We start from the raw sequence: 22,394 nt of genomic DNA, 5'->3' as shown, positions 1-22,394 counted from the left end.
TCTGACTCGCTCGATCCGCTCGCTCATCCGGTCACCACCGGCGTCCCGGCGACCACGACCGTGCGCACGTCCAGGGTGGTGTCCCCCGGCCGCCAGGCGAACGTGATCAGGTCGGCGGGCGCTCCGGGCCGCAGCACGCCGCGCCCGCCCGCGAACCGGCCCGGGTTGGCCGTGGCCAGCCGCAGCGCGGTGGACAGGGTGAGGTCGCCCATGGAGATCGCGGTGGCCACCCCGTCCGCCAGCGACCGTGACGCGCCGGCCAGGTAGGGGGTGCCGACGTAGGACAGCCGGCCGTCCTCGGACAGCTCCACGTCGCCGCCGACCGCGGTCCGGTAGCGCCCCGGGGGCATCCCGCCGAGCGCGGTCGTGTCCGAGACGAGGTGGGAGCGCTCGATCCCCTTGGCCCGGAGCATCGCCCGGAAGGTGTCGGCCGGGAGGTGGTGACCGTCGGCGATGAACCCGGCGTACAGCCGGTCGTCGGCGAGCTGGGTCCACAGGTGGTTCGGGTGGCGGGGAAGCACGGCGTGCGCCCCGTTGCCGAGGTGGGTCGCCAGCTCGGCCCCGGCGTCGACGGCCCGGGTGATCTGGGCGGGATCGGCGTGCGTGTGCCCGATCGCGCAGCGCACCCCGAGACGGACGGCCCCGGCGATGAGGTCGATCGCCGCGTCGTCATGCGGGGAGACCGTCAGCATCCCGACGAGGTCGCCCCAGCGGCGCACCTCGTCCAGGTCGGCGCGCCGGACGTACCGCGGGTCGTGCACGCCCCGCGGACCGTCCTCGGCCGAGATGAACGGCCCCTCCACGTGGGCGTACGGGATCGCGTGGGCGACGAGCGGGTCGGCGGCGCGGGCCCGCGCGACGGCGGACAGCGCGGCGCGGATGCGCTCCTCGGGAGCGGTCACGACCGTCGGCACCACGGTGGTCACTCCGGCACGCCAGACCGCGTGCACCAGCTCCGTCACGACCGTCTCGTCCACGTCGTCGGCGTTGACGTCGTGTCCGGCGAAGCCGTTGACCTGGAGGTCGACGAGGCCGGGCGCGAGCCAGAGCCCGGCCGGCTCGTCCGTGGCGCGGACCTCGGCGATCCGCCCGTCCTCGACGGAGACGCGCAGCGTACGCCCGGTCGCCGGGTCCCGGCCGGTGAGCCGCAGAGGCCGCCCGCCGCTCACAGCTTCCGCACCCGGGAGCGGAAGGCGTCGAGGAACCGCGCGTTCGCCTCGTCGCCGCCCGGCGCGTTGCCGCTGCGCCACACCGGCGGTTCCACCCCGGACTCGGCGAGGCGCTGCACGGTGCGCAGGACCAGGGCGTTGAGCGCGTACGCGTTGGCGAACGTCGACACCGCCGCGAGCGGTTCGGCCACGCCGGCCATCGTGATCACCGCGTCGCCGATCGGCACCTTCGTGTCGATCGCGATGTCCACCAGGTCGTGCAGGTTCGCCTTGGTCGGGTGGCGGGCGGGATGCCCCGGGTCGGTCCGTTCGGCGTGCTCGCGTGAGCTGACGCCGATCAGTGTCACGCCCCGTTCCTTCGCCTCCAGCGCGGCGTCGATGAGCGCGGCGTTGATGCCGTAGGCGTTGACGAGGATCAACAGGTCGTCCGGGGTCAGCCCGGCGTCGGCGATCACGACCCGTCCGTACCCCGGGGTGCGCTCGATGGCCATCGACCGCAGCGCCCCGTTGGACAGCAGCGTGCCCTCGTCCAGGATGGCCGAGACGTGCATCAGCCCGCCCGCGCGGAAGAAGACCTCCTGCGCGGCCAGGTTGGAGTGGCCGCCGGGGCCGAAGATGTGCACCAGCCGGTCGGCCCGTACCTGCTCGGCGACGCGCTCGGCGGCCCGCAGGATCGCGTCGGACTCCTCGTCGTGGATGCGTTCGAGCAGCGCGGTGACCTCGCGCAGATAGGTCAGGGTCGGGTCAGCGGGCATCGGGGGCGGACTCCTCGTCGACGTAGATCGTGCAGCGGGGATGGGTGCGCAGCGCGCTCGCCGGCAGCCGGCCGTCGATCGGGCCGTGCAGGGCCCGGGTGACCGCGGGCCGCTTCGAGGCGCCGGGCACCATGCAGAACACCTGGGCGGCGGACAGCAGCGCCGGCACGGTCAGGGTGATGGCCCGCCGGGGCACCTCCTCCGGCGTCGTGAAGGCCCCGTCGTCGACCTGCTGGCGGCGGCAGACCTCGTCCAGCTCGACGACCTTCACCAGCGCGGGGTCGTGCAGGTCGGCGGGCGGGTCGTTGAACGCCAGGTGCCCGTTGACGCCGATGCCGCAGCAGACGAGGTCGATCGGCGCCGCGGCCAGCAGCGCGGCGTACCGCGCCGCCGCCGCGTGCGGGTCGTCGCCCGGGTCGATCAGGTGGGCGGCTCCGATCGGCACCCGGTCCAGCAGCACGGTGCGCAGCCAGTTCCCGAAGCGCCGCGGGTCGTCGGCGGCCAGTCCCAGGTATTCATCCATGTGGAAGGCCGTGACCCGTTTCCAGTCGATGTCCGGCCGGTCGGCCAGCGCCCGCAGGGTCGCCTCCTGGCTCGGCGCCGAGGCGAAGATCATCCTGACCTCCGGCCGGTCCGCCAGGAGGCGGACGAGCGCGTCGGCGATGTCCTGCGCGGCGGCGCGGCCCAGCGCCTCGGCGTCGGGCAGGCGGCGGACGACGGGTTCATAGGTGGTGTCGGGCATCGGAATTCGTGTTCTCCCCCAGTTCGGCCAACAGCAGCAGGGCCCGCGCGATGTGGAAGGGGTCCTTCACCGGCAGGGCCACGACCTCGTCCAGCGGGGTGCCGTCGCGCGCGCGGATCTGCGTCCACTCGCGGCCGGGCCCCTCCGGGAAGGTACGGAACGTGTAGTCGCGCACGCGCTCGTGCCATTCCCCGAGCCGGTCGTCGTCGTGCCGCTCGGCGAGCAGCGCCGTGGCGTACAGCGCCTCGGCGTGCGGCCACCACAGCTTGGTGTCCCACGTCCGTACGACCAGGTCCTCGTACGGGTCGCCGAGCAGGTCGCCCCGTGGCTCGCCGCCCTCGGCGTCGACGTACCGGAACAGGCCGCCGTCGCGCCGGTCCCAGCCGAGGTCGAGCGCTGCCAGCGCCGTACGGGCGGGCCAGCCGGGGTCCGGCACGACGTCGGCGACCCCGGGCACCTGGTCGCCGGCCCACGTGAGGAACCACGCGAACTCCAGCAGGTGACCGGGCGTGCGGTGCCGGGCCAGCAGAGTGGACTCCAGCCCCGCGCGCCGGGGCGCCAGGTCCCGTACGTCGGTCCCGTCGGCGAAGCCGCCGGTCAGAGCCGTACGCGCGGCGGTCAGCGCGATCTCGCGGCTGCGCTCCGAGCCGGTCGCGGCGTGCAGCTCGGCGGCGACGTGCATCAGCATCATCGGCTCGGACAGACCGCGGAACCGCGGGTCGACCGGGTACGGCTCGGTGCGTGCGGTGCCGGCCGCGATCCGCTCGTGCGCGGACGCGACGAGCGCCTCGGCGAGCCCGCCCCACCGCCCGGCCGCCCCGTCGGCGCCCGCCAGCCCGGCGAACCCGAGCGCGGCGAACAGGTCCGCGAACACGCTGGCGTGCGGGTCGCCGTCCGGCCCGTACGGCCGGACCGTGCCGTCCCCCACCGTCACGTACGCGGTCGTGCCGTCGCCGAGCAGGGCGTGCGCGGCGACGAACTCGCCGGTCGCGACGGCCTGGGCGAGCAGGTCGTCGGCGTCCAGCGAGATCAGTCCGCGCCGGGCGGCCCGGGACAGCCGGGCGAGCAGCCACGCCCACCGGCCCTGTGACCAGGTGTACTTGTCCGTGGAGACCAGCGTGTCGCCGGAGCCCGCGAAACAGGTGCGTACCCCGCCCCGCTCGCGGTCCGGGCCGTGCGCCAGCCACCAGGCCAGGACGTCGTTCTCCAGGTGCTCCCGGTAGAACCGGACGTCACGCATGGGCGATCGCCTGTTCGGGCGCCGGGCCCTCGTCCGAGCTCAGCGCGTCGATCAGCTCGTCGGAGGCCGGGTCCCGCCACGGGCGCACCAGGCCGGTCACGGCGAACACCACGAACGCCACGATGACCGGGCCGGCGACGGTGACCGTGGACACCCAGTTCTCGCCGAGCCGCGCCACCTGGCCGTCGAAGACGTACTTGGTCAGCGCGAACACGATGAGGCCGGCCGCCCAGGACAGGATCGCCGCCGAGGGACCGCTGCGCCGGAACCAGGGCAGCATGCCGAACAGCATGGGGATCGCGATCGGCCCGACGAGCGCACCGAACCAGAGGATGAGCAGGCCGAGGACGCCGCCGAAGTGGTCGGAGGTCAGTGCGATGACCAGCGACAGGGCGATGAAGGAGAAGGTCGCGATCCGGCCCGCCGCCAGTTCGGCGCGGGCGCTGAGGCTGGACCGGCCGCGCATCAGGCCCGGGATGATGTCCCGCACCACCACCGCCGAGATCGCGTTGGCGTCCGAGGAGGTCATCGCCATCGTGTGCGCGAACATCCCGGCCAGCACCAGTCCGATCAGCCCGCTCGGCAGCAGATGGGTGGTGAGCAGGGCGTAGGACTGGTCCGGCTCCTTCAGGCCGGGGAGCAGCAGCGGCGCGGCCCACATCGGGAAGAACAGCACGAGCGGCCACACCAGGTACAGCGCCCCGGAGAGCACGGCCGCGCGACGCGCCTGCGCGGCGTTCCCGGCGGCGATGAAGCGCTGGGCGAGGTTCCACGTGCCGCCGTTGTAGGAGAGCGTGTCGATCAGCAGGTAGACGAGGAAGAACGCCACGGTGTAGCTGCCGGCGAACGGCTTGGCGTGACTCGCGGGCAGCCGGTCCCACATCGTCCAGACCGACGAGATCCCGCCGAGCTTGGACAGCGTGACCACCAGCATCGCCACACCGGCGGCGAGCTGGATGACGAACTGCCCGAGGTCGGTCAGCGCGTCGGCCCACAGCCCGCCCACGGTCGAGTAGACCAGCGTCACTCCGCCGGTGAGCAGCACGCCCCAGTGCAGCGGCACGCCGGCGAAGACGTTCAGCAGGACGGCGCTGGCCGTCCACTTGGCGCCGACGTCGAAGATCTTCAACGCCGCGCCGCTCCAGGCGAGCACCTGCTGCGCGGGCAGGTTGTAGCGGGTGGTGAGGTACTCCAGTGGGGAGATGATGCCGAGGCGCTCGCGGAGCCGGGGCCACTTCGGCGCGAACAGCACCGAACCGACCGCCATCGCGAACACGATGCCGATCGCCCACCAGACGTACAGCGCGAAGCCGGTGGTGTAGGCGATGGCCGCGTACGCCACGAAGACGGCGGCGCTGTAGCCCGACATGTGGTGGGAGATGCCGGCGAGCCACCACGGCATCCGGCCGCCGGCGGTGAAGAAGTCGCGGGCGTCGTGCACCCGGGACTTGGCCCACCAGCCGATGACGATCATCAGCACGAAGTACAGCGACAACACGATCCAGGCGACAGAGCCCACGACCACCTCCGGGGGTAGGACACGCTGGTTGGGTAGACCTGCTGGTTGCGTAGACGTGTTGGTTGCGTAGATTGACATGCAACCGGTTGCACACACAAGGGCCCGGCGCACCTTTCCGTGTTACGTCTGCGCTACCGTTTCCCCATGGCGACCCCAGACGGGACCGTTCCGACGATCAGCGTGATCGCCAAGGAGCTGGGCGTCTCCCGCTCGACGGTGTCGCGCGCCTTCACCCGGCCCGACCTGCTGAGGCCGGAGACCGTGGAGAAGGTGCTGGCGAAGGCACAGACGCTGGGCTACGCGCCGAACAAGGTCGCCCGCGCGCTCTCCACCGGCCAGAACGGCGTCATCGCGCTGATCGTGCCGGACATCGCCAACCCGTTCTTCCCGCCGTTGATCCGCGCCGCCCAGGTCGGCGCGGACCACCAGGACTTCTGCGTGCTGCTCGGCGACTCCGCGGAGAACCCGGCCCAGGAGAGCCGGCTGATCACCCGGTTCACCCCGCAGGTCGACGGTTTAGTGCTCGCCGCCTCCCGGCTGGAAGACGCCGCCCTCGCCGAATACGCACGTCGACGGCCGGTGGTCTTGATCAACCGGGACGTGCCACGGATGCCGCGGGTGCTGACGGACTCCCACACCGGGTTCATGCAGGCGATCGCGCATCTGGCCGAGCTCGGCCACGAGCATCTCGCCTATGTCGGCGGGCCGCCCGGGGCCTGGTCGGATCATCAACGGCGCCGCGGCATCGCCGCCGCCCGCGCCGACCACGGCATGACGCTCACCACGCTGCAGGCCGACCCCGCGACGTACGACGGCGGCAAGGCGACCGTGGAGGCCATCCTCGCCTCCGGCGCCACCGCGGTCCTGGCCTACGACGACGTCGTGGCGCACGGTGTCCTGGCCGGGCTCACCGAGCACGGCGTGCGGGTGCCGGAGGACATGAGCGTGATCGGCTGCGACGACGTCTTCGCCGCGACGACGTATCCGCCGCTCACGACCATCTCGTTGCGCTGCGCGGAGGCCGGGAAGATCGCCGTGTCGGTGCTGCTGGACCTCGTGGCCGGCCGGAGCGTCGGCGACGTCCGCCACAGCCTCGACTCACATCTGATCGTCCGGGCGACCACGGGCCCGGCGCCGCGCGCCCGCCGTCAGGGGCCGCCCGCACAGGGATCTTGATGCACAGGCGGGTGCGTCGGTAACACCCCGGATCCGGTGTGTCAATGGATCTGCTTTCCGATTCGATCCACAGGCCTGCGCCATCGTTTCGCGCGGGCCGGGCGAAGAGGCTTGGTGTCGATCATCGACCCCTTCGAAGGAATGCTCCGATGCGCACCGCGATCTCGATCCTGCTCTCCGCCACGGCTCCCCCGCTCGGAGCCGCCACGGCACACGCCGACCCGCCACCGCACTTCGAATACCGCGACTGCCCGCCGATCCCGTCGTGGGCCGATCCGGCCGAGTGGCGGTGCGAGGACCACGTCGCCACCGGCACGCTCACCGTCGGCGGCGTCGGCCCGATCCGCGTCCGCATCATCTCGATGACGCACGCCGAAGGCCCACGGCCGGACGGCACCTCCGGCCAGGTCTTCGGCCGGCTCCAAGCCGCCGCCGAACGGGTCCCCGGCACCCGGCTGCGGCTGCGCCCGGAGTCGGCGGGCCCGTCCGACTTCCTCACCCCGGGGGGCGTGATCAACCTGCGCTTCCGCCTCACCGGCCCAGGGCTCGGCCGGCACTGCACGCTGGGCTCGGCCGGCGACCCGATCCCCATCCGGCTCACCCTCGCGCCGGGCGGCCCGGTCCAGGTATCGGCGAACCCGCCGATCCGGCGCATGCAGGGTACGGACACGACCTTCGCCGTCCCGGCCGCCACCGGTTGCGGCCCCGCCACCCCCCGGATCGACCGCCGCTTCGGCCTGCCCGCCGCCTCCGGCGCCAACCGCCTCGCGATGACGGTCACCTACTCGTACAAGACCTACGATCGACTTCCCGGCTGAGCTCGGACAGGCCGCCGCCCGCCCGGAAAAAACGGCCGTTCATCGGATCTACCCGTATGAAATGCTGACGATCACACAACTGCGGGGAGATGAATGTGATCGAGCTGGCCGACGTGGTGAAGGATCTGCGCGAGGAGTTGTATCGGGCGATCGACGGCGGCGAGAACGAACGTCTTCAGTTCGAGGTCGGCTCGATCGAGCTGGAGCTCAGCGTGAGCGTCGAGCAGACCGACGGCGTGCACGGCAAGGTGCGTTTCTGGGTGCTGGACCTGGGCGCCGATATCAGCGACAAGAACACCTCGACGCAGAAACTCAAGCTCACTCTCACCCCGACTCTCCAGAACGGCGATGGCCGGATCACTCCACGCGTGTCCGGCCAGGCCGAAGACGGAGAGGAATGATTCCGCGGAATGGCCGGACTCGACGTCGACCGTGTCGCGCAGATCGTCACCGGTGAGGACGGAAAGCCGGGCCTTCGCGGGTCGGGCTACCTCGTACGCCGCCGGACGGTGCTGACGGCCGCCCATGTCGTCGCGCCCGACGCCCGGGTCCGCGTCCGGTTCGTCGCCGACGACGGCACGGCCCGGATGGAGCCCGGCCAGGTGGTCTTCCACGAGGAGGCCGTCGACGTGGCGGTCGTCCGCCTCGACGCGGGGCCGGAGGTGGAGCCGGTCCGCTACGGCGGGATCCCCGAGCCGTCGCCGGTCGAGGCCGTCGGGTTCCCGCGTTTCCGGCTCCACCGGGGCAGGGACGCCGACGGCAGGGAGGTGGTGTTCCGGGACACCCGCCACGCGCGCGGTACGGCCGCCCCCGCGTCCTGGCGGCGCGAAGGAGGGCTGGAGATCATCGTCGACCCGCCCGCCCCCGACCCGGACCGTTCGAGGTCCGCGTGGGAGGGCATGTCCGGCGCGGCGATCTGGTCGGTCGGCCACCTGGTGGGCGTGGTGAGCGAGCACCGCCTCGGCGACGCCCTGGACACCCTCACCGGCAGCCGCGTCGACCGCTGGTACACGGAGCTGGAGTACAAGCGGGTCAACTTGACCCGGCCCTGAAGGGTCCCGAAGGGCCGGGCTTGGAGGTAGCTCCCAGCTGGCTGTTGGGTGGGCTCCTCCGTCCAGCACCCCTTCTATGGGGTGGCAGGGACGCGTGACTCACGCCCCGCGGTCCACGCAGCTTCGCCTTTGCGGGCGATGTTGCGGGAGGCGTTGCGGTCTGCGTGGGCAACGACCCCGCAGTTCCGGCAGCAGAAAACCGACTGGCTGACCCGGTTGTTGGTGTTGATGTGGCCGCACTCGGCGCATTGTTGTGAGGTGTAGGCCGGATCGACGAAGACTACGGGCACGCCGGCTCGTTTGGCTTTGTAGGCGATGAAGTCGGTGAGCTGTGCGAAGGCCCAGGAGTGCAGCGCGACCCGTTGGGGCTTGCGGAGCCGTACCCTCTGCCGGATTCCCTTGAGGTTCTCTAGGGCGATTCCGGATGAGGTGCGTTCAGCCTCGGTCACGATCGTCTTGGCGATGATGTGGTTCTGGTTGGCGGCGTGGCGCTTCTCGCTGCGTCGGCGTTTCTTGAGCAGCCGCTTGGCGGACTTGGTGCGCTTCTTCTGGAGCTTGCGGCGTAGTTCGAGTTGCCGCCTGCGGTGCCGGTTAAGTCCCCGCCCGGCGGCCTGGTAGCCGGTGGAGGTGGTGGCGATGGCGGCGATGCCGAGGTCCACGCCGATGAACCGGCCGGGCTCGTACCGTTCGGCCTCGGGCACCTCGCACGTGGCGATCAGATAGAACACCCCATCACGCCGGACCAGATCGGACTCGCCCTGCCGGTGGGCCTGCAGCGTCTTGAGCGCACCCGCAGAGCAGGCGAACCGGACGTTCTTCACCCGGCCCTCGACCGTCCACACCGACACGGTCCCAGCGTCGTACTGCCACGACAAACACCGATCGTCATACGGCTGCGCCGCCTCGAGACGAAACACAATCGGCTTCGCCTCGGCCTTGAGACGACGACGAGAACCCGGCCTGCCGAGATTCCCCGCAGCGATGTTCGCCTTCAACGCGGTGTAGGCGTCACGGACCTTCTTGATCACATGCTGGGCAGCTTGTGCCCCCAGGCCCCGCGACTTCAACTCGCCATAGGTGTACTTACGCAGCTCATACAGGTGCGGCACACCACGGTCGAACGCCACGGCCGATACCCAGTTCGCCGCCTCGTTCACCGCGTGCAGGGTCCGCTCAAGCGCCAGCGCCTGCCCGGCATCCGGCATGAGCTTTACCTGCACCACGATCTTCACAACCCGTAACCGTAACGTTCTTCTGTGTCACACAGGAGGGGAATCTCCCGATAACTCCAGGGGTAACCAGGCGTCCCGCAGCCTGCGCAGGCTGGTCCGCCGCAAGCGGGCCTATTCGCTCGTCCACCGGGCGCGCGCCGCGGCCGCCCTCGCCGAGCTGGACGGCGGGACGTCCGACGCCCTGGCCGACCTGTCCACGGAGCCGGACGCCCTCGGGCTGCCGGCGCTGAAGAGCGTCGATGACGAGTGGCGGTTCACCGACATCCTGCGCTGCTTCGGCGGCGAGCTGCCCCGGGTGTTCGTCGCGCTGAAGCTCGCCGAACGCGGTGACCCACGGGGCACCGCGCTGCTCATCGCGATGACGCGCGACACCTACCTGCTTCCGTTCACGAGGGTGCACAGCGCGGGCGCCCTCGCCGATCTCGGCCACCCCGACGCGGCGGAGATGCTTCACGGCATGGCCACCGACCGGACGATCGACAACACCCACCGCGCGCTGGCGGCGAGGCTGCTGGGGCTGAAGCTGGGTGACCGCCGCGCAGTGAGCCTCCTGCTCACCATGGCCCGCGACGAGGAGAGCAGGCCGTACGTGCGAATGCGGGCGGCGTTCGGCCTCGCCCGCCTCGACGACGATCGCGGCGTGTCGATCCTGCTGGCGGCCACGCGCCGCAAGACCTCCGCGGAGGTGCCGCTCGCGGGCTACAGCAGGTTCCAGGCCGCCCGGTACCTGGCGCGCCTGGGCGATCGGCGGGCTCTCGCCATCCTGGGCGCCCTGTCGCGCGACGACACGATCGCGCCCGTGCTGCGCCGGAGGGCAGGCGCCGCCCGCAAACGCGCCGCGACCAGGGACTACTTCGACCTGCCGGTCGAGCAACGGGTGCTGGATGAGTTCACCGGCGGGCGGGTCCGCCGCCGGCTGATGCCGCTCCTGGCCCGCCCGGCCGGGCTGTTCCTCCCCGTCATCGTCCGGCGCTACGGCAGCGACATCGACGCGATGTTCGGCGACGCGAGCCCCGCCGACGCCCTGGAGGACGCCGGCGGGGCCGCTGACCGCGTTCTCAGTAGGTGAACCGCTCCAGGCCGGTCCCCCAGGCGTTGACGACCCAGCCGGTCCGGGACGCGGGGTCGACGTACAGCCCCTGCCGGGACGTGAACTCGAAGTTGGACCCGGCGACGGTCGAGTAGACCAGGTTCGCGACCGGGTGCCGGGCGAGGACCTTCCCGGTGTCCGGATCCAGGACGGTGATCTCGCTCATGGCGTTGTTGTCCGCCTCCGCGCCGCTCTCATAGAGACCGGCCTCCACGGCGACGTGGTGCACGGAGTCGTACACGGGCCACACCGGACCGTGGGTGTCGATGGTCGCGGTGGCCCCCGCCGCGAGCGTCTTCTGGTCCAGGCCGAACCAGCTGCTGGCCGGGAAGGTGTTCCGGAAGCCCTGGGCGGCGCCGACCGACACCCACACCTTGCCGCCGTCGCCGTCCGGCAGCAGCCCGGCGGTGCAGATCGGCAGGGTGGTCACCGGTGTCACGTCGCCCGTGTCGAAGTCGGCTCGCACCACCCCGTACGGCGCGTGTCCCTGGAGGCAGGGCCCCATGGTGCCGGTGGTCGCCACGAACGCCTGCCCGGTGGCGCCGTCGATGACGACGTCGCGGAACGAGCGTCCGGGGTTCTTCGCGTTGATCACCAGCGGGGCGCCGACCGTGCCGCTCGCCATGTCGACGGGCCACAGGCGGGTCAGCCCGGAGCTCGGGTCGTACGTGGTGACCGCTCCCCGGTGCCGTACGGTGTCGACGGTGCCGCCCTCGATGTAGCCGTTCCCGCCGGACAGCGACTCGGTCTCGGTCACCTTGACCGTCGCTCCGGTGCCGGCGTTCCGCACGTCGATCTGCGGGCTGGACGAGCCGGAGTAGGACGGGTGCACGATCAGTGCGGTCCCGGTCTTCGGGTCCGAGCCGATCACCAGCTGCTCCAGGTCGCCCCCGGTGTTCTGCGTGATCGGCGAACCCAGGACGCCGTCCTTCAGCGCGTACGGCGTCGTCGCGGAGCGGTCCAGCCGGTACGACTGCCCGTCGGGGGAGCTGAACTCATCGGTGCTGATGAGCGCCCGGCCGCCGGACACCGTGAAGCCCTCGACGGTGCCGGACATCTCGTCACCGTCACGGTACTGCAGGAACGACGTCGGCGACGCCTGGCCGACCGGCCGGCCGTGACGGGTCGCGATCACGCGCACCGGATACTGCAGCCCGGTGGGCACGTTCAGCGCCGCCAGGTCGAGCGTGGTCCGGCCCTTGGCCGAGGGCAGCGCCCGCAGCAGCGTCGAGGCGTGGTCCACGCCGTTGTCGTCCCGGCCGCTGCCGTTCTGGTTGGTGACGGTGTTGAGCGTTCCGTAGAGGGTGGGGGCCGGCGCCATCAGCTCGATCTGCGCGCCGTCGGCGCCCGGCACCGAGGTGACGTCCCAGGAGACGGCCAGCCTGCCGTTCGCCCGGGTGAGGTCGACGGCGTGGACCGACGCCCTGCGGCCGGTGCCCAGGAGCGGGGCGGCGGGCCGTTCGGCGGCGCCGGCTCCGACGCGGATGGCCCGGAAGGCGCCGTAGACCGGATAGACGCCGCCCGACTGCTCGACGCCCACGCCGTAGATCCCGGCTCCCCCGGCGGCGAAGGCCGAGGCGGGGATGGTCACGGTTCCCTTCGGCTCCGTCAGCGGGGTGCTCCACTGCGCGCGGAAGAGGTCCACGCCCGCGTTCGGCGTGTAGTGCCCCACGGAGGACAGGATGAGGCGCGGAGAGCTCAGCCCGCGGACGCCGGTGAGGTCGTAGTGCACGGTGACCGGCCGGCCCAGCGGAACGGCGCCGGGCAGGTCCGGTGCCTGCGCCTGCTCGTAGGTCCCGTCGTTCGCGGTGAAGGTGAGCTTGCGGGAGACCGAGGCGAGCACCCGGCCGGCCCGCAGGGCCTGGAAGGTCACGTTCACACTCCGGGAGTCCTCGGAGGTCGCCGGCAGGCCGGCCGCGGAGAGCAGCTCGCCCGGCAGCACCCGCAGGCTCGGCCCGGAGGCCGGGATGACGCCCTTGTCCCCGATCTGGAGGCGGTAGGTGACGCCCGTACGGTCGCCGGTCATGTCCAGGCCGAAGGTGATCGGTGACACGGCGTTCTGGCCGGACGGCGCACCCGCGGCGTCCGCCGGGCCGGCCAGGTCGATGGCGGCCGGATCGGTGCTCTCCACGAAGTACGTCGCCTGGGCGCTCGGCAGGAGCTGCCGCTGGGCCACCGACATCCGCACCGCGGAGGGAGTGATGCGGACGGTGCGGGACAGCACCTTCTCCACGGCCGCGGTGACGTCGAGCCGCGTGCCCATGTGCAGCGTCTGGTCGGCCTGCGGGGTCTGCGCGATCGGACGGCCCGTGGCGACCAGGAGGTCACGCACCTGGCGGGGCGTCAGCCTCTGGTGGGTGGCCTTGGCCGCCTGCAGGACGTCCGCGACGGCGGCGGCGATCATCGGCGCGGACGCGGACGTCCCGCCGTTGAGGACCACGCTCACGTCCTGCGCGTCGCAGTTCTGTGAGCACACGTGCTCCAGCGCGGGCAGGTTGTCGCCCGGCGTCGCGAGGTCGACGCGGGAGCCGAAGCCCGACGAGTAGGCCGTCGACCCGTTGTAGCGGGTGGTCGGGTACACGCCGTTCCGGATGTCGGAGGAGCTCAGCGTGTCGTCCAGGGTCGTGGCGCCGGCGGAGATCACGCCGGTGTCCTTGACCACGGACGGCGTCGTGGTCGGCGTGACGTCGTCGATGTCGGTCTGCGCCGCCGCGCTGTTCGTCCGGTTCGTCGGGGTGCTGCCGCCGTCGGGACCGACCGAGACGGGCAGGGCCAGCCGCGTGCCGTCGTTGGACGAGACGACCACCGCGATGCCGGACTTGACGATGTCCGCGAGGGTCGCGCGGATCGTCGGGTCGTCCTCCAGCCACCGGGAGGGGAACCCGAGGCTGCCGTCGGTGCCGAAGCCGAGGCTGGCGGTGATGACGTCGGGGCGCGGTGTCTGGGCGGCCGCGGCGCGCAGGGCCGCGCCGATGCCCGCGCTGGAGGGCTCCTTGGGGACGACGAGACGGTAGTCGGCGCCCGGGGCGATGCCGAGCAGGTCGGTCACGCCCTGGCCGGTCGCCTCCGGCCGCTGCCGGTCGTGCGGCAGCGGAGCCATCATGGAGAAGTCCAGGAGCACCTCGCCCAGGGCCGGGTCCTGGCCCTCGGTGGAGCCGGTGGCGTCCAGGTGGGCGTTGTCGTCCGCGACGTAGGTGGGGATCAGCGGCATGGACGGGATGTCCAGGTACCGCTGCCCGTTCTTGACGACGGTCGTCGGGCCGTAGTGCGCGACGTAGGCGTCGCCGGCGTCGGCCATCGACTGATCGGTCAGGTCCCCGATGGAGACGTTGGTGATGGTCTGGCCGGCGCCCGGGAGCGCGTGCAGGTAGGTCGCGGCGTCGTGGAAGGCACCGACGGCGTTGACCCCTTGGGCGTTCAGGTAGGACTGCAACGACGACGTCAGGCCCTCGTTCGTGGGCACGCCGGATCCCGCGCCGGTGTCCGGCGCCGTCGTGGCCTTCGGCGCCCGCGCGGACCGCTTGACGTCGGCGCCGACCGACGCGGGCAGCTTCACCGGGCCGGTGTTCATCGGCTGGATCCGGGTGGTGGCCTGTTTCGCGGCGGAGCCCGAGCCGAGCGTGTACGCGGGCCCCTGGGCGGCATCGGCACGGGCCCGGATGGCGGTGTCGGGAGCCGTCAGCGTCGCCTTCAAGCCGCTGCGCCCGGCGGACCGCGGGACGGGGAAGGCCCTCGTCCTGCCCCGCTTGTCGGTCAGGGTGCCGGTGCCGTCGTCGGACCATTGGACCTTCGAGCCGTCGGCGAGCTTCAGGGAGTGGGTGGCCGGCTGGGGCTTCTTCGCCGTCGCGGCTTGGGCGGCGATGGGGGCGGAGGTGAGCGGGATCGTCAGGACCACCGCGATCGCGGCGCGTCTGAGACGTCTGTGCATCAGGCCTTCTTTGCGGGGGAGGGGCGGGCGGCGTTCAGCGGGGGGAGAAACGCAAGATCACCTTCAGCCCCGCCCGGCTCGTCGACAAGGCCTTTCCAGTGCGACTCTGCGCAGCTTCACAAACGTGCAGTGAGCGAACATTTCGCCCAGTGAGCGCGATCCTGGCAGGTTCCCGGCCACCGGATAAGATCGACACGCATGCCCGTCCTCCCGGGAAGGGAGCCGTCGATGGCCGAGTCGCCCGATCCCTGGGACGGCACCGGCCTGGCCCCTCTCGCCGGGCAGATCCTCGAATACCTCGTCGAGCATCCGGAGTCGAGCACGACGGAGATCGCCTCGGCACTGGGAACGTCCTCCGCCGCGGCGAGCCGCACGCTGCGGACCCTGGAGACCGAACTGCTCGCCGTCCCGGTGAGCCGGCGGCCCCTCCGCTGGAGCGCCACCCCGCCCCGGCCCGCCCTCGCGTCCCTGCTCGCCCGCCGCCGCGAGGAGCTGGCGCGGGTGGAGATGCTCGCGGAGCGGCTGCACGACGCGTACAGCTCAACGTCGCATCAGCGGTTCGCCTCGGACCAGTTCGAGATCCTCGACACCAAGAGGCGGGTCACGGCGCGCTACACCCACCTGCTGCAGACGAGCCGTCACGAGGTCCTGCACCTGGTGATGCCCCCGTACGTGACGGTGCTGGAGGCCACGCCGCACCGGCTCAACATCCAGGCGGCGGCGATCCGCCGCGGGGTGCGGTTCCGATCCATCTACGACAGCGACACGTTCACCGACGACATGTCGCTGTACACCGCACAGCAGGGCGTCGCCATCGGTGGCGAGATACGCCTGAGCGGCGGCCTGCCGATGAAGCTGGTCCTGTTCGACGGCACCAGCGCGATCATGCCGCTGCGCGAGGACGACCCGGCCCAGGGATCGCTGCTCGTGCACTCCCCCACGCTGCTGTACGTCCTGGCCGCGCTCTTCGAGAGCCTGTGGGAGCATGGCGTCCCGTGGCGCAACGGTTCCGCCCGCCCGCCATCCGCTCCTCCTGGACGCGACCGCCCCGACGAGCGGACGCGGGAGATCCTGCGGCTGATGTCCCTGGGGATGAAGGACGAGGCGATCGCCCGGGTCATGGGGCTGAGCCGGCGGACGATCCAGAAGCACATCACCGACATCGGCGCCGCGCTGGGAGCCAGGACACGCTTCCAGATCGCGCTGTCGGCACAGGAACGCGGATGGCTGCCGCCCGCCGCGGAATCCTCGTCCCTGCCGAGCCCCCCGGCGCCGCCCGCCGTCCCCGGTCACGGACGGTCCGCGCGTCCCTCCGCGCGCTGCTCAGGGCCACCCGCCCAGCACGCCGACGCCGGATAGCGGCCTCCGAATGGCCGTTACCGGCCGTTCCGCGTTTCCCGTACGCCTTCGGCCACTCCGACCTGCGATGACGCTGCCGTACGACGCTGGTGACGGCTATCAAAAGAGTCTTTGAAAAGACTCTTTTGCAGGCTACCGTCCCCGTATGGACGGATCCGAGAGGAAGCTTCGCGAAGCACCCGAACTGCGCGCGCTCGCCCACCCCGTACGCATGCGGCTGTGCCAGGCCCTGTACGAACGGGGTACCGCGACCGCCACCGAACTCGCCGAGATGATCGGGGAGAGCCAGGCGAACTGCTCCTGGCACCTGCGCCAGCTCGCCAAGTACGGATTCGTCGAGGAGGCGGGCGGCGGCAAGGGCCGGAATCGTCCATGGCGGCCCGTAGCGCGTCCCCTGTCGTGGGGCGACAGCGACGAGTCCGGCGAGGTGGCCGCCGCCAGCGACGCGCTCAGCGCACAGTTCGTCGAGCAGGAGTTCGCCGGGCTGCGCGACTGGCAGGCGTGGCGCCGCACCGACCCACCCGAATGGCAGGACGCCGCGAACTGGGTACAGAACATCGACTGGCTCACCCTCGACGAGCTGAAGGAGCTCAACAAGGCCCTCGCCGCGATCGTCGGCCGCCACAAGGACCGCCGGGACCCGGCGAACCGTCCCCCGGGCGCCCGCCGGATCCGGATCTTCGCCTGGGCGGTGCCGGCGGCGCCGTACAGCGAAGACTGATGCGCGCCGTTCTCCGGCTGCCGGCGTTCCGGCTGCTGTTCGCCGGCCTGGTCGCGAGCATGGCCGGCGACGCCCTGTTACTGCTGGTGTTCGCCATCTGGGTCAAGAGCCTCACCGGCTCGAACGGCGAGGCGGGACTGGTCACCCTCTTCATGGCGGTGCCGTACCTCGTGGCGCCGCTCGGCGGCCGGCTGGTCGACGGGTTCCGGCACCGCCCCTTCCTCGTGGTCGCCAACCTCGCCTCGGCGGTGATGCTGCTCCCGCTGTTCGCCGTCCGTGACGCCGCCGATGTGTGGATCATCTACGCGGTCGCCGCGCTCTACGGCATCTCGTCGGTGACGATCGCCGCCGCGCTCGGTGGCCTGCTGAAGGGACTGCTCACCGACGACCTGCTGGCCGGCGCCAACGGCGTCCTGCAGACGGTCAGGGAGGGGCTCCGGCTGGGCGGCCCGCTCGCGGGCGCGGCGCTGTTCGCGGCGCTGGGCGGCGCGGCCGTCGCCGCGATCGACGCGGTCACGTTCCTGGTCGCGGCGGCCGCCATCGCCCGCATTCGCCTCCACGAGCCGGCGCCGGCGCGGTCGGGCCCGCACTGGCTGAGTGAGCTGACCGCGGGCCTCACCCACATCAGGACCGAAGCGGCGCTGCGTCGCATGACGATCGCCACGGCCGTCGGCTTCCTCGTCATCGGCATCAACGAGTCGACGCTGTTCGCCGTCGTCGGCGAGGGGCTGCACCGGCCGCCCGCGTTCGTCGGCGTGCTCGCGTCGGCCCAGGGCGTCGGCGCCATCGGCGGAGGGCTGCTGGCCGCCCGGCTCATCGGGAGCGTCGGTGAGCTCGCGGCGATCGCGATCGGCATGGCGACGCTCGGCGTCGGCAACGGCCTGCTCGTGTCGCCGTGGCCGCCCGTCGTCTTCGCGGGTATGGTCGTCGGCGGTCTCGGCCTGGCCACGATGGTCGTCGGATCCACCACCGTCGTACAGCGGCGGACGCCCGGCCCGCTGATCGGCCGGGTCTCCACCACGGCCGAAACCCTGACCGGCGGACCGCAGGCGCTCTCCATCGCGGCCGGCGCCGCCCTGGTGTCCGTCGTGGACTACCACCTGTTGCTGACGGTCGTCACCGTGGGGATGCTCACCGCCGCCGCCTCGCTGTGGCCCGCACGCCGGCTGACCGCGGTGGATCGCCCGAGCGCGTCTCCGAAGGTCACCGAAAGCCACTGACGGCGCCGGCGATCAGCCGCGCCGGAGCAGCCGCCGCATGAGCTTCGCCGCCGTCGATCGCCCGTTTCCGGCGAGTTCGTCGAGCGTGAGGGCCGTGACGTCGGCGTCGAGGCCCTTCCAGTTATCGGTGAACTGCCAGATGTCCGGCTTCTTCCATCCGGTCGTGTTCGTTTTCGGTAGCCACGGCGTGACGGCCGACGGCCACCGCGTCGTCAGGGCGGCGATCGGCGCCCGTTCCGGCGGTGACGACGACCGGTTCGCCGTCCGTACCGTCCACGCGTCCGTTCCGGCGCGCAGCTGGTACGCGCCCGGGTACTGCGGATACCACCAGCGGCCGAAGTGCTCGCTCAGGCCGCGGCCGGTGCCGTTGCCGGCATAAGCGCTGCCGAGGTAGACGCCGGAGGTCACCTTCGGCGCGTGTTCGCGTACGTAGTCGCCCCACGCCCGCGCCCAGGCGTTCGTCTTCGCCTGGCCCAGGCGGCTGGTCTCGAGGTCGAGCCAGACGCTCTCGCCGGGCACGGGCCGTACGACGTCGAGGAACCGCGCGGCCTGCGACGCGGCGGAGGAGGCTTCGGGCCGCGCGAAGTGGTAGGCGCCGCGGTGCTTGGCCCGCGACTTCGCCGACCTCCACTGCGCGGCGAACCGCGAGGAGGTGTACGTCGAGCCCTCGGTGGCCTTGACGATGACGAAGTCGGCGGCCGGAGCGGTGTCGGAGTCGTAGGCGGAGATGTCGAAGCCGTGGAGCATCACGCCACCGCCGTCATCTGCCGGCGCGACATCTCCTCAGCCCGCCCGGAGTTCGTCGGCCGCGATGTGGTCCCACCACTCGCCGTAGCCCATGATCTGACGGTCGCGCGAACGCTTGACGAGCCGCACCTCGTCGTCGTGGTTCCCCTCCCACGCCCAGATCGCCGAGGCCTTGAAGTGATCGACCATGCCGATGTGGTTCGCGCCCTTCGGCGTGCCGGCCCAGTCGTACCAGACCAGCCGCCTCACCTTCGGCTGCGAGGAAATCCGGTGGTGGGTTTTCATCCAGTCGAACCACACCTGGACCTCGGCGAAGTGCTTGTTCAGGCCGCCGGCCGCGGCCGTCCACAGTGCGCCGCCCTGGGCGATGACCCAGAGCTGGAACGCTCCGCACCAGTCCGCCTCGGCGTAGACGCTGGTCTTCGGCGGCTGGTCGTCGAGCCAGGCGCCGTACTTGCTGGAGCCGTCGGCGCGCTCACCGATACCTTTCTGGGATCTGGCGATTTCCATGACATCCAACGCAATTCCCCCTTTTCGGGTAGCCGCTTAATCCGACCCAACACAAAAGTCAATCTTGACTTTCGGCAACCGTTCCTTTACTCAGCGTCGCAGACAACGACAGCTTCGGACCGACCGCAGTCACTGCCGCGCCAGTCTGGTTGTCGTAGCCATATGGGCAGGTCAGAGGTAATTTCCGAGTTCAGGAAAGGCGCACCGGATCGCACGGACGATCCGCTATCGAGGGCATATGGGACTGGTCCCGGAACCATTGCGGTTAAATGTCCGAGTGTGACACAGGGCAACGAAGGGCTCATCGCCGGCAAGTACCGGCTGATGGACAAGCTCGGCGAAGGCGCCATCGGGGTCGTCTGGCGAGCTCATGACACTTCACTCGACCGGCACGTCGCCATCAAGGAGATCCGGCTTCCGGCCGGGCTCGACGGTGCGCACGTCGGATCGCTCAAGGCACGCACCCTGCGCGAGGCGCGCGCCGCGGCGCGCCTCAGTCACCCGGGGATCGTCACCGTCCACGAGGTGGTCAACCAGTGTGACCGGCCCTGGGTCGTCATGGAGCTGGTCCACGGTCACACGCTCGAGCACATCCTCAAGGAGGACGGGCCGCGGTCGCCGCAGGACGTGGCGGAGATCGGCGCCAGGATCCTGTCCGCGCTGCGCGCCGCCCACCGCGCCGGTGTCGTGCACCGTGACGTCAAGCCGAGCAACGTGATGCTCGATGGCGAGCGCACCGTGCTCACCGACTTCGGCATCGCCGCCCTCGACGGTGGCACCGTCCTCACCCAGACCGGGGCGGTGCTCGGTACTCCCTGCTTCATGGCCCCCGAACAGGCACGCGGCCGGTACGCGACGCCCGCCTCCGACCTGTGGTCGCTCGGCGCGACGCTGTACGCGGCCGTCGAAGGGCGGCTCCCGTTCAACGGAGAGTCCCTCGCGGCCGTCCTCGCCGCCGTCCTCACCGAGGACCCGCCGCCGCCCCGTCGCGCCGGCCCGCTGACCGCCGCGCTCTCCGGCCTGCTGGTCAAGGACCCCGCCCGGCGGATGACCGCGGACGCCCTCGCCGCCGAGCTCGCCCGGGTCAGGGACGGCCACGACGTCGCGGCGGCCGTGACTCTGCCCCCCATCGCCGGACCGCCCGCACCCCGGCCCGCCGTACACCACGATCAGAGCATGCCGCCGTACACCGCGGAGACGACCGACGGCCGGCACCGCCGACGGCGGTGGCCCGCCCTCACCGCGGTCGCCGCCGCCCTGGCGACCGCAGTGACCTGCGCGATCATCTTCTGGCCGTCCGGAAGGACGCAGCCCCGGCCGCACGCGAAGGCGAGTCCGGTCGCTTCCGTCTCCCCGTCCGTACGCCTCGCCGGGAATTTCCCCTCCCAAGCGCTCAAGCCCGGCACCAACGTCTTCAGCATGGCCTTCAGCCCCGATGGCAAGACGTTCGCCTGCGGCGGCTCGGACAGCACGATCCAGCTCTGGGACGCCCGCCGCCGTATCCAGCTGGCACAGATCCCCGGCAATGACTCGATCGAAGACATCACCTTCAGCTCGGACGGGAAGATGCTTGCGACGGCCGGGGACGACAAGACGGCGCGACTGTGGGATCTCACCTCGAACACACAGATCGCCAAGTTCACGGGCGCGAAGTCCGAGATGTGGAGCATTGCTCTCAGCCCCGACGGCAGAACCCTCGCCGGTGGCTCCAAGGACCACGACATCCGGATCTGGGACGTCGGATCCCGTCGGCTCCTCCACGTCCTGCGTGGGCACAGCGACGGAGTCACCACGGTGAAGTTCAGCCCCGACGGCAAGACCCTCGCCAGCGGATCTTGGGACGAGACGGTCCGGCTCTGGGACACCGCTTCCTGGACGCAGAGGACGGTCCTTCGCGGGCACACCGGCTCCCTGCACAGCGTCGCGTTCAGCCCGGACGGCAAGAGGCTCGCCAGCGCCGCCGCCGACGACAAAATCCTGCTGTGGGATCTGCGGACCCACCTCGGGGTCGGCGTCTTCACCGGTCACAAGGGAGGGATCCTGTCGGTCGTCTTCAGCCCGGACGGACGCTATCTCGCGAGCGGCGGAAACAAGGATCACAAGATCCTGTTGTACGACGTCGCCGCGCACACCACGCTCGCCGATCTCAAGGGACACAAAGGTTCGGTGGACTCCGTCGTGTGGAGCCCCGATGGAAAGACTCTCGCGAGCGGCGCCGAGGACAAGAGCATCCGGTTGTGGGACCTCGACCGGTAGCCCTCATTCCGCTGGACCGATGGACGACATGTCGACGACCAGGTCCGCTCTCCCCCGCCCGGCGGCGATCAGCCGGGCGTTGGCGTCGTCGACCGTGGCCACCCACCGGCGCGCCTCGGACTCGCTCTTGCCGAACAGCACATGGCGCGCGATCAGCCGTTCCCGGCGCACCGTCTCGTCCAGCTCGCAGTACCAGACCTCGGCCAGTTCGGCGTGTACGCACGGCCACGGCTCCGCGTCCGCGAGCAGGTAGTTGCCCTCGGTGACGACCAGCCGGACGTCCGGATCGACGGCGATGCTGCCGGCGATCGGCTGATCGAGGTCGCGCTCGAACCCGGGTGCGTAGACGGTACGGCGCAGGTCGGTGCGCGCCCGGCGGAGCAGGGCCAGGTAGCCGTCACCGTCGAAGGTGTCGATGGCGCCCTTGCGCCCGCGCCGCCCCAGGCGTTCCAGGGCCACGTCGGCCAGGTGGAACCCGTCCATCGGGACGAGGGCGACCGCCTCGCCATCCTCCGCGAGCCGGCGGACCAGGAGTTCGGCGAGAGTCGACTTGCCCGCTCCCGGACAACCGGCGATGCCGAGGATCGTGCGCTCGCCGGCGCGCCGGAGCCCACGGGCCCGGGCGACCAGTTCCTCAAGCACTCAGCACCACACCCGCCGGCGCCAGGCGGGTGGCCAGGAACCGCCGGGCGTGCGCGGCCGGCGCCTCGCCGTCGGTCCACAGGTCACGCCACACCGCGAGGTCGTGGGACAGGCCGGGCGCCACCACCGCGGAGGAGAAGGAGTCGAATGTCACCGACCCGGTGTACCCGATTTCGGCCAGTGCGTGGAAGAACCGGTGGGTAGTTCCACGGAAGGCC

Annotated in this window: 20 protein-coding genes; 9 read left to right on the top strand and 11 right to left on the bottom strand. The window is 71.4% G+C overall.

Annotation, left to right across the window (positions count from 1 at the left end; all coding sequences use genetic code 11):
- Window positions 1-23 precede the first annotated feature (23 nt).
- Genes ABEA10_RS38660 through ABEA10_RS38640 form a run of 5 tightly spaced genes read right to left on the bottom strand, consistent with a single transcriptional unit; the run spans window position 24 to window position 5,425 of the window.
- A complete protein-coding gene (locus ABEA10_RS38660) occupies window positions 24-1,169 on the bottom strand; it encodes an N-acetylglucosamine-6-phosphate deacetylase (protein WP_345472621.1) in 1,146 nt (381 codons plus the stop codon).
- A complete protein-coding gene (locus ABEA10_RS38655; protein ID WP_345472618.1) occupies window positions 1,166-1,924 on the bottom strand; it encodes a sugar isomerase domain-containing protein in 759 nt (252 codons plus the stop codon). The genes ABEA10_RS38660 and ABEA10_RS38655 overlap by 4 nt, the downstream gene beginning before the upstream one ends.
- Window positions 1,914-2,666, bottom strand: a complete 753-nt coding sequence (locus ABEA10_RS38650; RefSeq protein WP_345472616.1) for a 6-phosphogluconolactonase — start codon at window positions 2,664-2,666, stop codon at window positions 1,914-1,916. Before ABEA10_RS38650 ends, ABEA10_RS38655 begins: the two co-directional genes overlap by 11 nt.
- Window positions 2,647-3,906: an AGE family epimerase/isomerase gene (locus ABEA10_RS38645; RefSeq protein ID WP_345472614.1), complete on the bottom strand. Its 1,260-nt coding sequence runs from the start codon at window positions 3,904-3,906 to the stop codon at window positions 2,647-2,649. The genes ABEA10_RS38650 and ABEA10_RS38645 overlap by 20 nt, the downstream gene beginning before the upstream one ends.
- Complete coding sequence (locus tag ABEA10_RS38640) at window positions 3,899-5,425, bottom strand: sodium:solute symporter family protein (RefSeq protein WP_345472612.1); 1,527 nt, start codon at window positions 5,423-5,425, stop codon at window positions 3,899-3,901. Before ABEA10_RS38640 ends, ABEA10_RS38645 begins: the two co-directional genes overlap by 8 nt.
- Window positions 5,426-5,569: 144 nt before the next feature.
- On the opposite strand from ABEA10_RS38640, the gene ABEA10_RS38635 reads away from it, so the two are divergent.
- The 4 genes from ABEA10_RS38635 to ABEA10_RS38620 all read left to right on the top strand — a co-directional run bounded on the left by ABEA10_RS38635 (window position 5,570) and on the right by ABEA10_RS38620 (window position 8,471).
- Entirely contained in the window at window positions 5,570-6,601 is a 1,032-nt protein-coding gene (locus ABEA10_RS38635; RefSeq protein ID WP_345472610.1) for a LacI family DNA-binding transcriptional regulator, read from the top strand.
- Window positions 6,602-6,750: 149 nt separating this feature from the next.
- Window positions 6,751-7,419, top strand: a complete 669-nt coding sequence (locus ABEA10_RS38630) for a hypothetical protein (protein ID WP_345472608.1) — start codon at window positions 6,751-6,753, stop codon at window positions 7,417-7,419.
- 95 nt (window positions 7,420-7,514) lie between these two features.
- On the top strand, window positions 7,515-7,820 hold the full coding sequence (locus ABEA10_RS38625; RefSeq protein WP_329244733.1) for a trypco2 family protein: 306 nt from the start codon (window positions 7,515-7,517) through the stop codon (window positions 7,818-7,820).
- 9 nt (window positions 7,821-7,829) lie between these two features.
- A complete protein-coding gene (locus ABEA10_RS38620) occupies window positions 7,830-8,471 on the top strand; it encodes a S1 family peptidase (RefSeq protein ID WP_345472604.1) in 642 nt (213 codons plus the stop codon).
- 74 nt (window positions 8,472-8,545) lie between these two features.
- On the opposite strand, the gene ABEA10_RS38615 is transcribed toward ABEA10_RS38620, so the two are convergent.
- Complete coding sequence (locus ABEA10_RS38615; RefSeq protein WP_345472602.1) at window positions 8,546-9,703, bottom strand: RNA-guided endonuclease InsQ/TnpB family protein; 1,158 nt, start codon at window positions 9,701-9,703, stop codon at window positions 8,546-8,548.
- Here ABEA10_RS38615 and ABEA10_RS38610 point away from each other — a divergent pair.
- Window positions 9,675-10,772 (top strand): HEAT repeat domain-containing protein, encoded by a 1,098-nt coding sequence (locus ABEA10_RS38610; RefSeq protein ID WP_345472600.1) that lies wholly within the window; start codon window positions 9,675-9,677, stop codon window positions 10,770-10,772. The two genes, ABEA10_RS38615 and ABEA10_RS38610, sit on opposite strands and share 29 nt — an antisense overlap.
- On the opposite strand, the gene ABEA10_RS38605 is transcribed toward ABEA10_RS38610, so the two are convergent.
- On the bottom strand, window positions 10,762-14,721 hold the full coding sequence (locus ABEA10_RS38605; RefSeq protein WP_345472598.1) for a S8 family serine peptidase: 3,960 nt from the start codon (window positions 14,719-14,721) through the stop codon (window positions 10,762-10,764). The two genes, ABEA10_RS38610 and ABEA10_RS38605, sit on opposite strands and share 11 nt — an antisense overlap.
- Window positions 14,722-14,949: 228 nt before the next feature.
- Between ABEA10_RS38605 and ABEA10_RS38600 the strand changes: the two genes are divergently transcribed.
- The 3 genes from ABEA10_RS38600 (at window position 14,950) to ABEA10_RS38590 (ending at window position 18,021) form a co-directional block, all read left to right on the top strand.
- Window positions 14,950-16,080 carry a helix-turn-helix transcriptional regulator gene (locus ABEA10_RS38600; protein ID WP_345472597.1) on the top strand — a complete coding sequence of 377 codons (1,131 nt, stop codon included), beginning with the start codon at window positions 14,950-14,952 and terminating at the stop codon, window positions 16,078-16,080.
- Window positions 16,081-16,225: 145 nt separating this feature from the next.
- On the top strand, window positions 16,226-16,801 hold the full coding sequence (locus tag ABEA10_RS38595) for a winged helix-turn-helix domain-containing protein (protein WP_345472595.1): 576 nt from the start codon (window positions 16,226-16,228) through the stop codon (window positions 16,799-16,801).
- Window positions 16,801-18,021 carry an MFS transporter gene (locus ABEA10_RS38590; protein WP_345472593.1) on the top strand — a complete coding sequence of 407 codons (1,221 nt, stop codon included), beginning with the start codon at window positions 16,801-16,803 and terminating at the stop codon, window positions 18,019-18,021. The genes ABEA10_RS38595 and ABEA10_RS38590 overlap by 1 nt, the downstream gene beginning before the upstream one ends.
- A 12-nt stretch (window positions 18,022-18,033) precedes the next feature.
- Here ABEA10_RS38590 and ABEA10_RS38585 read toward each other — a convergent pair whose 3' ends face one another.
- Together ABEA10_RS38585 and ABEA10_RS38580 are read right to left on the bottom strand one after the other, a co-directional pair.
- Complete coding sequence (locus tag ABEA10_RS38585; RefSeq protein ID WP_345472591.1) at window positions 18,034-18,768, bottom strand: GH25 family lysozyme; 735 nt, start codon at window positions 18,766-18,768, stop codon at window positions 18,034-18,036.
- 36 nt (window positions 18,769-18,804) lie between these two features.
- Complete coding sequence (locus ABEA10_RS38580; protein WP_345472589.1) at window positions 18,805-19,278, bottom strand: hypothetical protein; 474 nt, start codon at window positions 19,276-19,278, stop codon at window positions 18,805-18,807.
- 279 nt (window positions 19,279-19,557) lie between these two features.
- On the opposite strand from ABEA10_RS38580, the gene ABEA10_RS38575 reads away from it, so the two are divergent.
- Complete coding sequence (locus tag ABEA10_RS38575) at window positions 19,558-21,534, top strand: WD40 repeat domain-containing serine/threonine protein kinase (RefSeq protein ID WP_345472587.1); 1,977 nt, start codon at window positions 19,558-19,560, stop codon at window positions 21,532-21,534.
- Between the two features lie 3 nt (window positions 21,535-21,537).
- Here ABEA10_RS38575 and ABEA10_RS38570 read toward each other — a convergent pair whose 3' ends face one another.
- Entirely contained in the window at window positions 21,538-22,176 is a 639-nt protein-coding gene (locus ABEA10_RS38570; protein ID WP_345472585.1) for a nucleoside/nucleotide kinase family protein, read from the bottom strand.
- On the bottom strand, window positions 22,169-22,330 hold the full coding sequence (locus tag ABEA10_RS38565; RefSeq protein ID WP_345472584.1) for a hypothetical protein: 162 nt from the start codon (window positions 22,328-22,330) through the stop codon (window positions 22,169-22,171). Before ABEA10_RS38565 ends, ABEA10_RS38570 begins: the two co-directional genes overlap by 8 nt.
- Window positions 22,331-22,394: the final 64 nt, after the last annotated feature.

It is taken from the genome of Actinoallomurus oryzae, assembly GCF_039541955.1.
Classification (GTDB): domain Bacteria; phylum Actinomycetota; class Actinomycetes; order Streptosporangiales; family Streptosporangiaceae; genus Actinoallomurus; species Actinoallomurus oryzae.
Note: the sequence above shows the minus strand (reverse complement) of the source record. Positions and strands in the feature narration are given on the sequence as shown.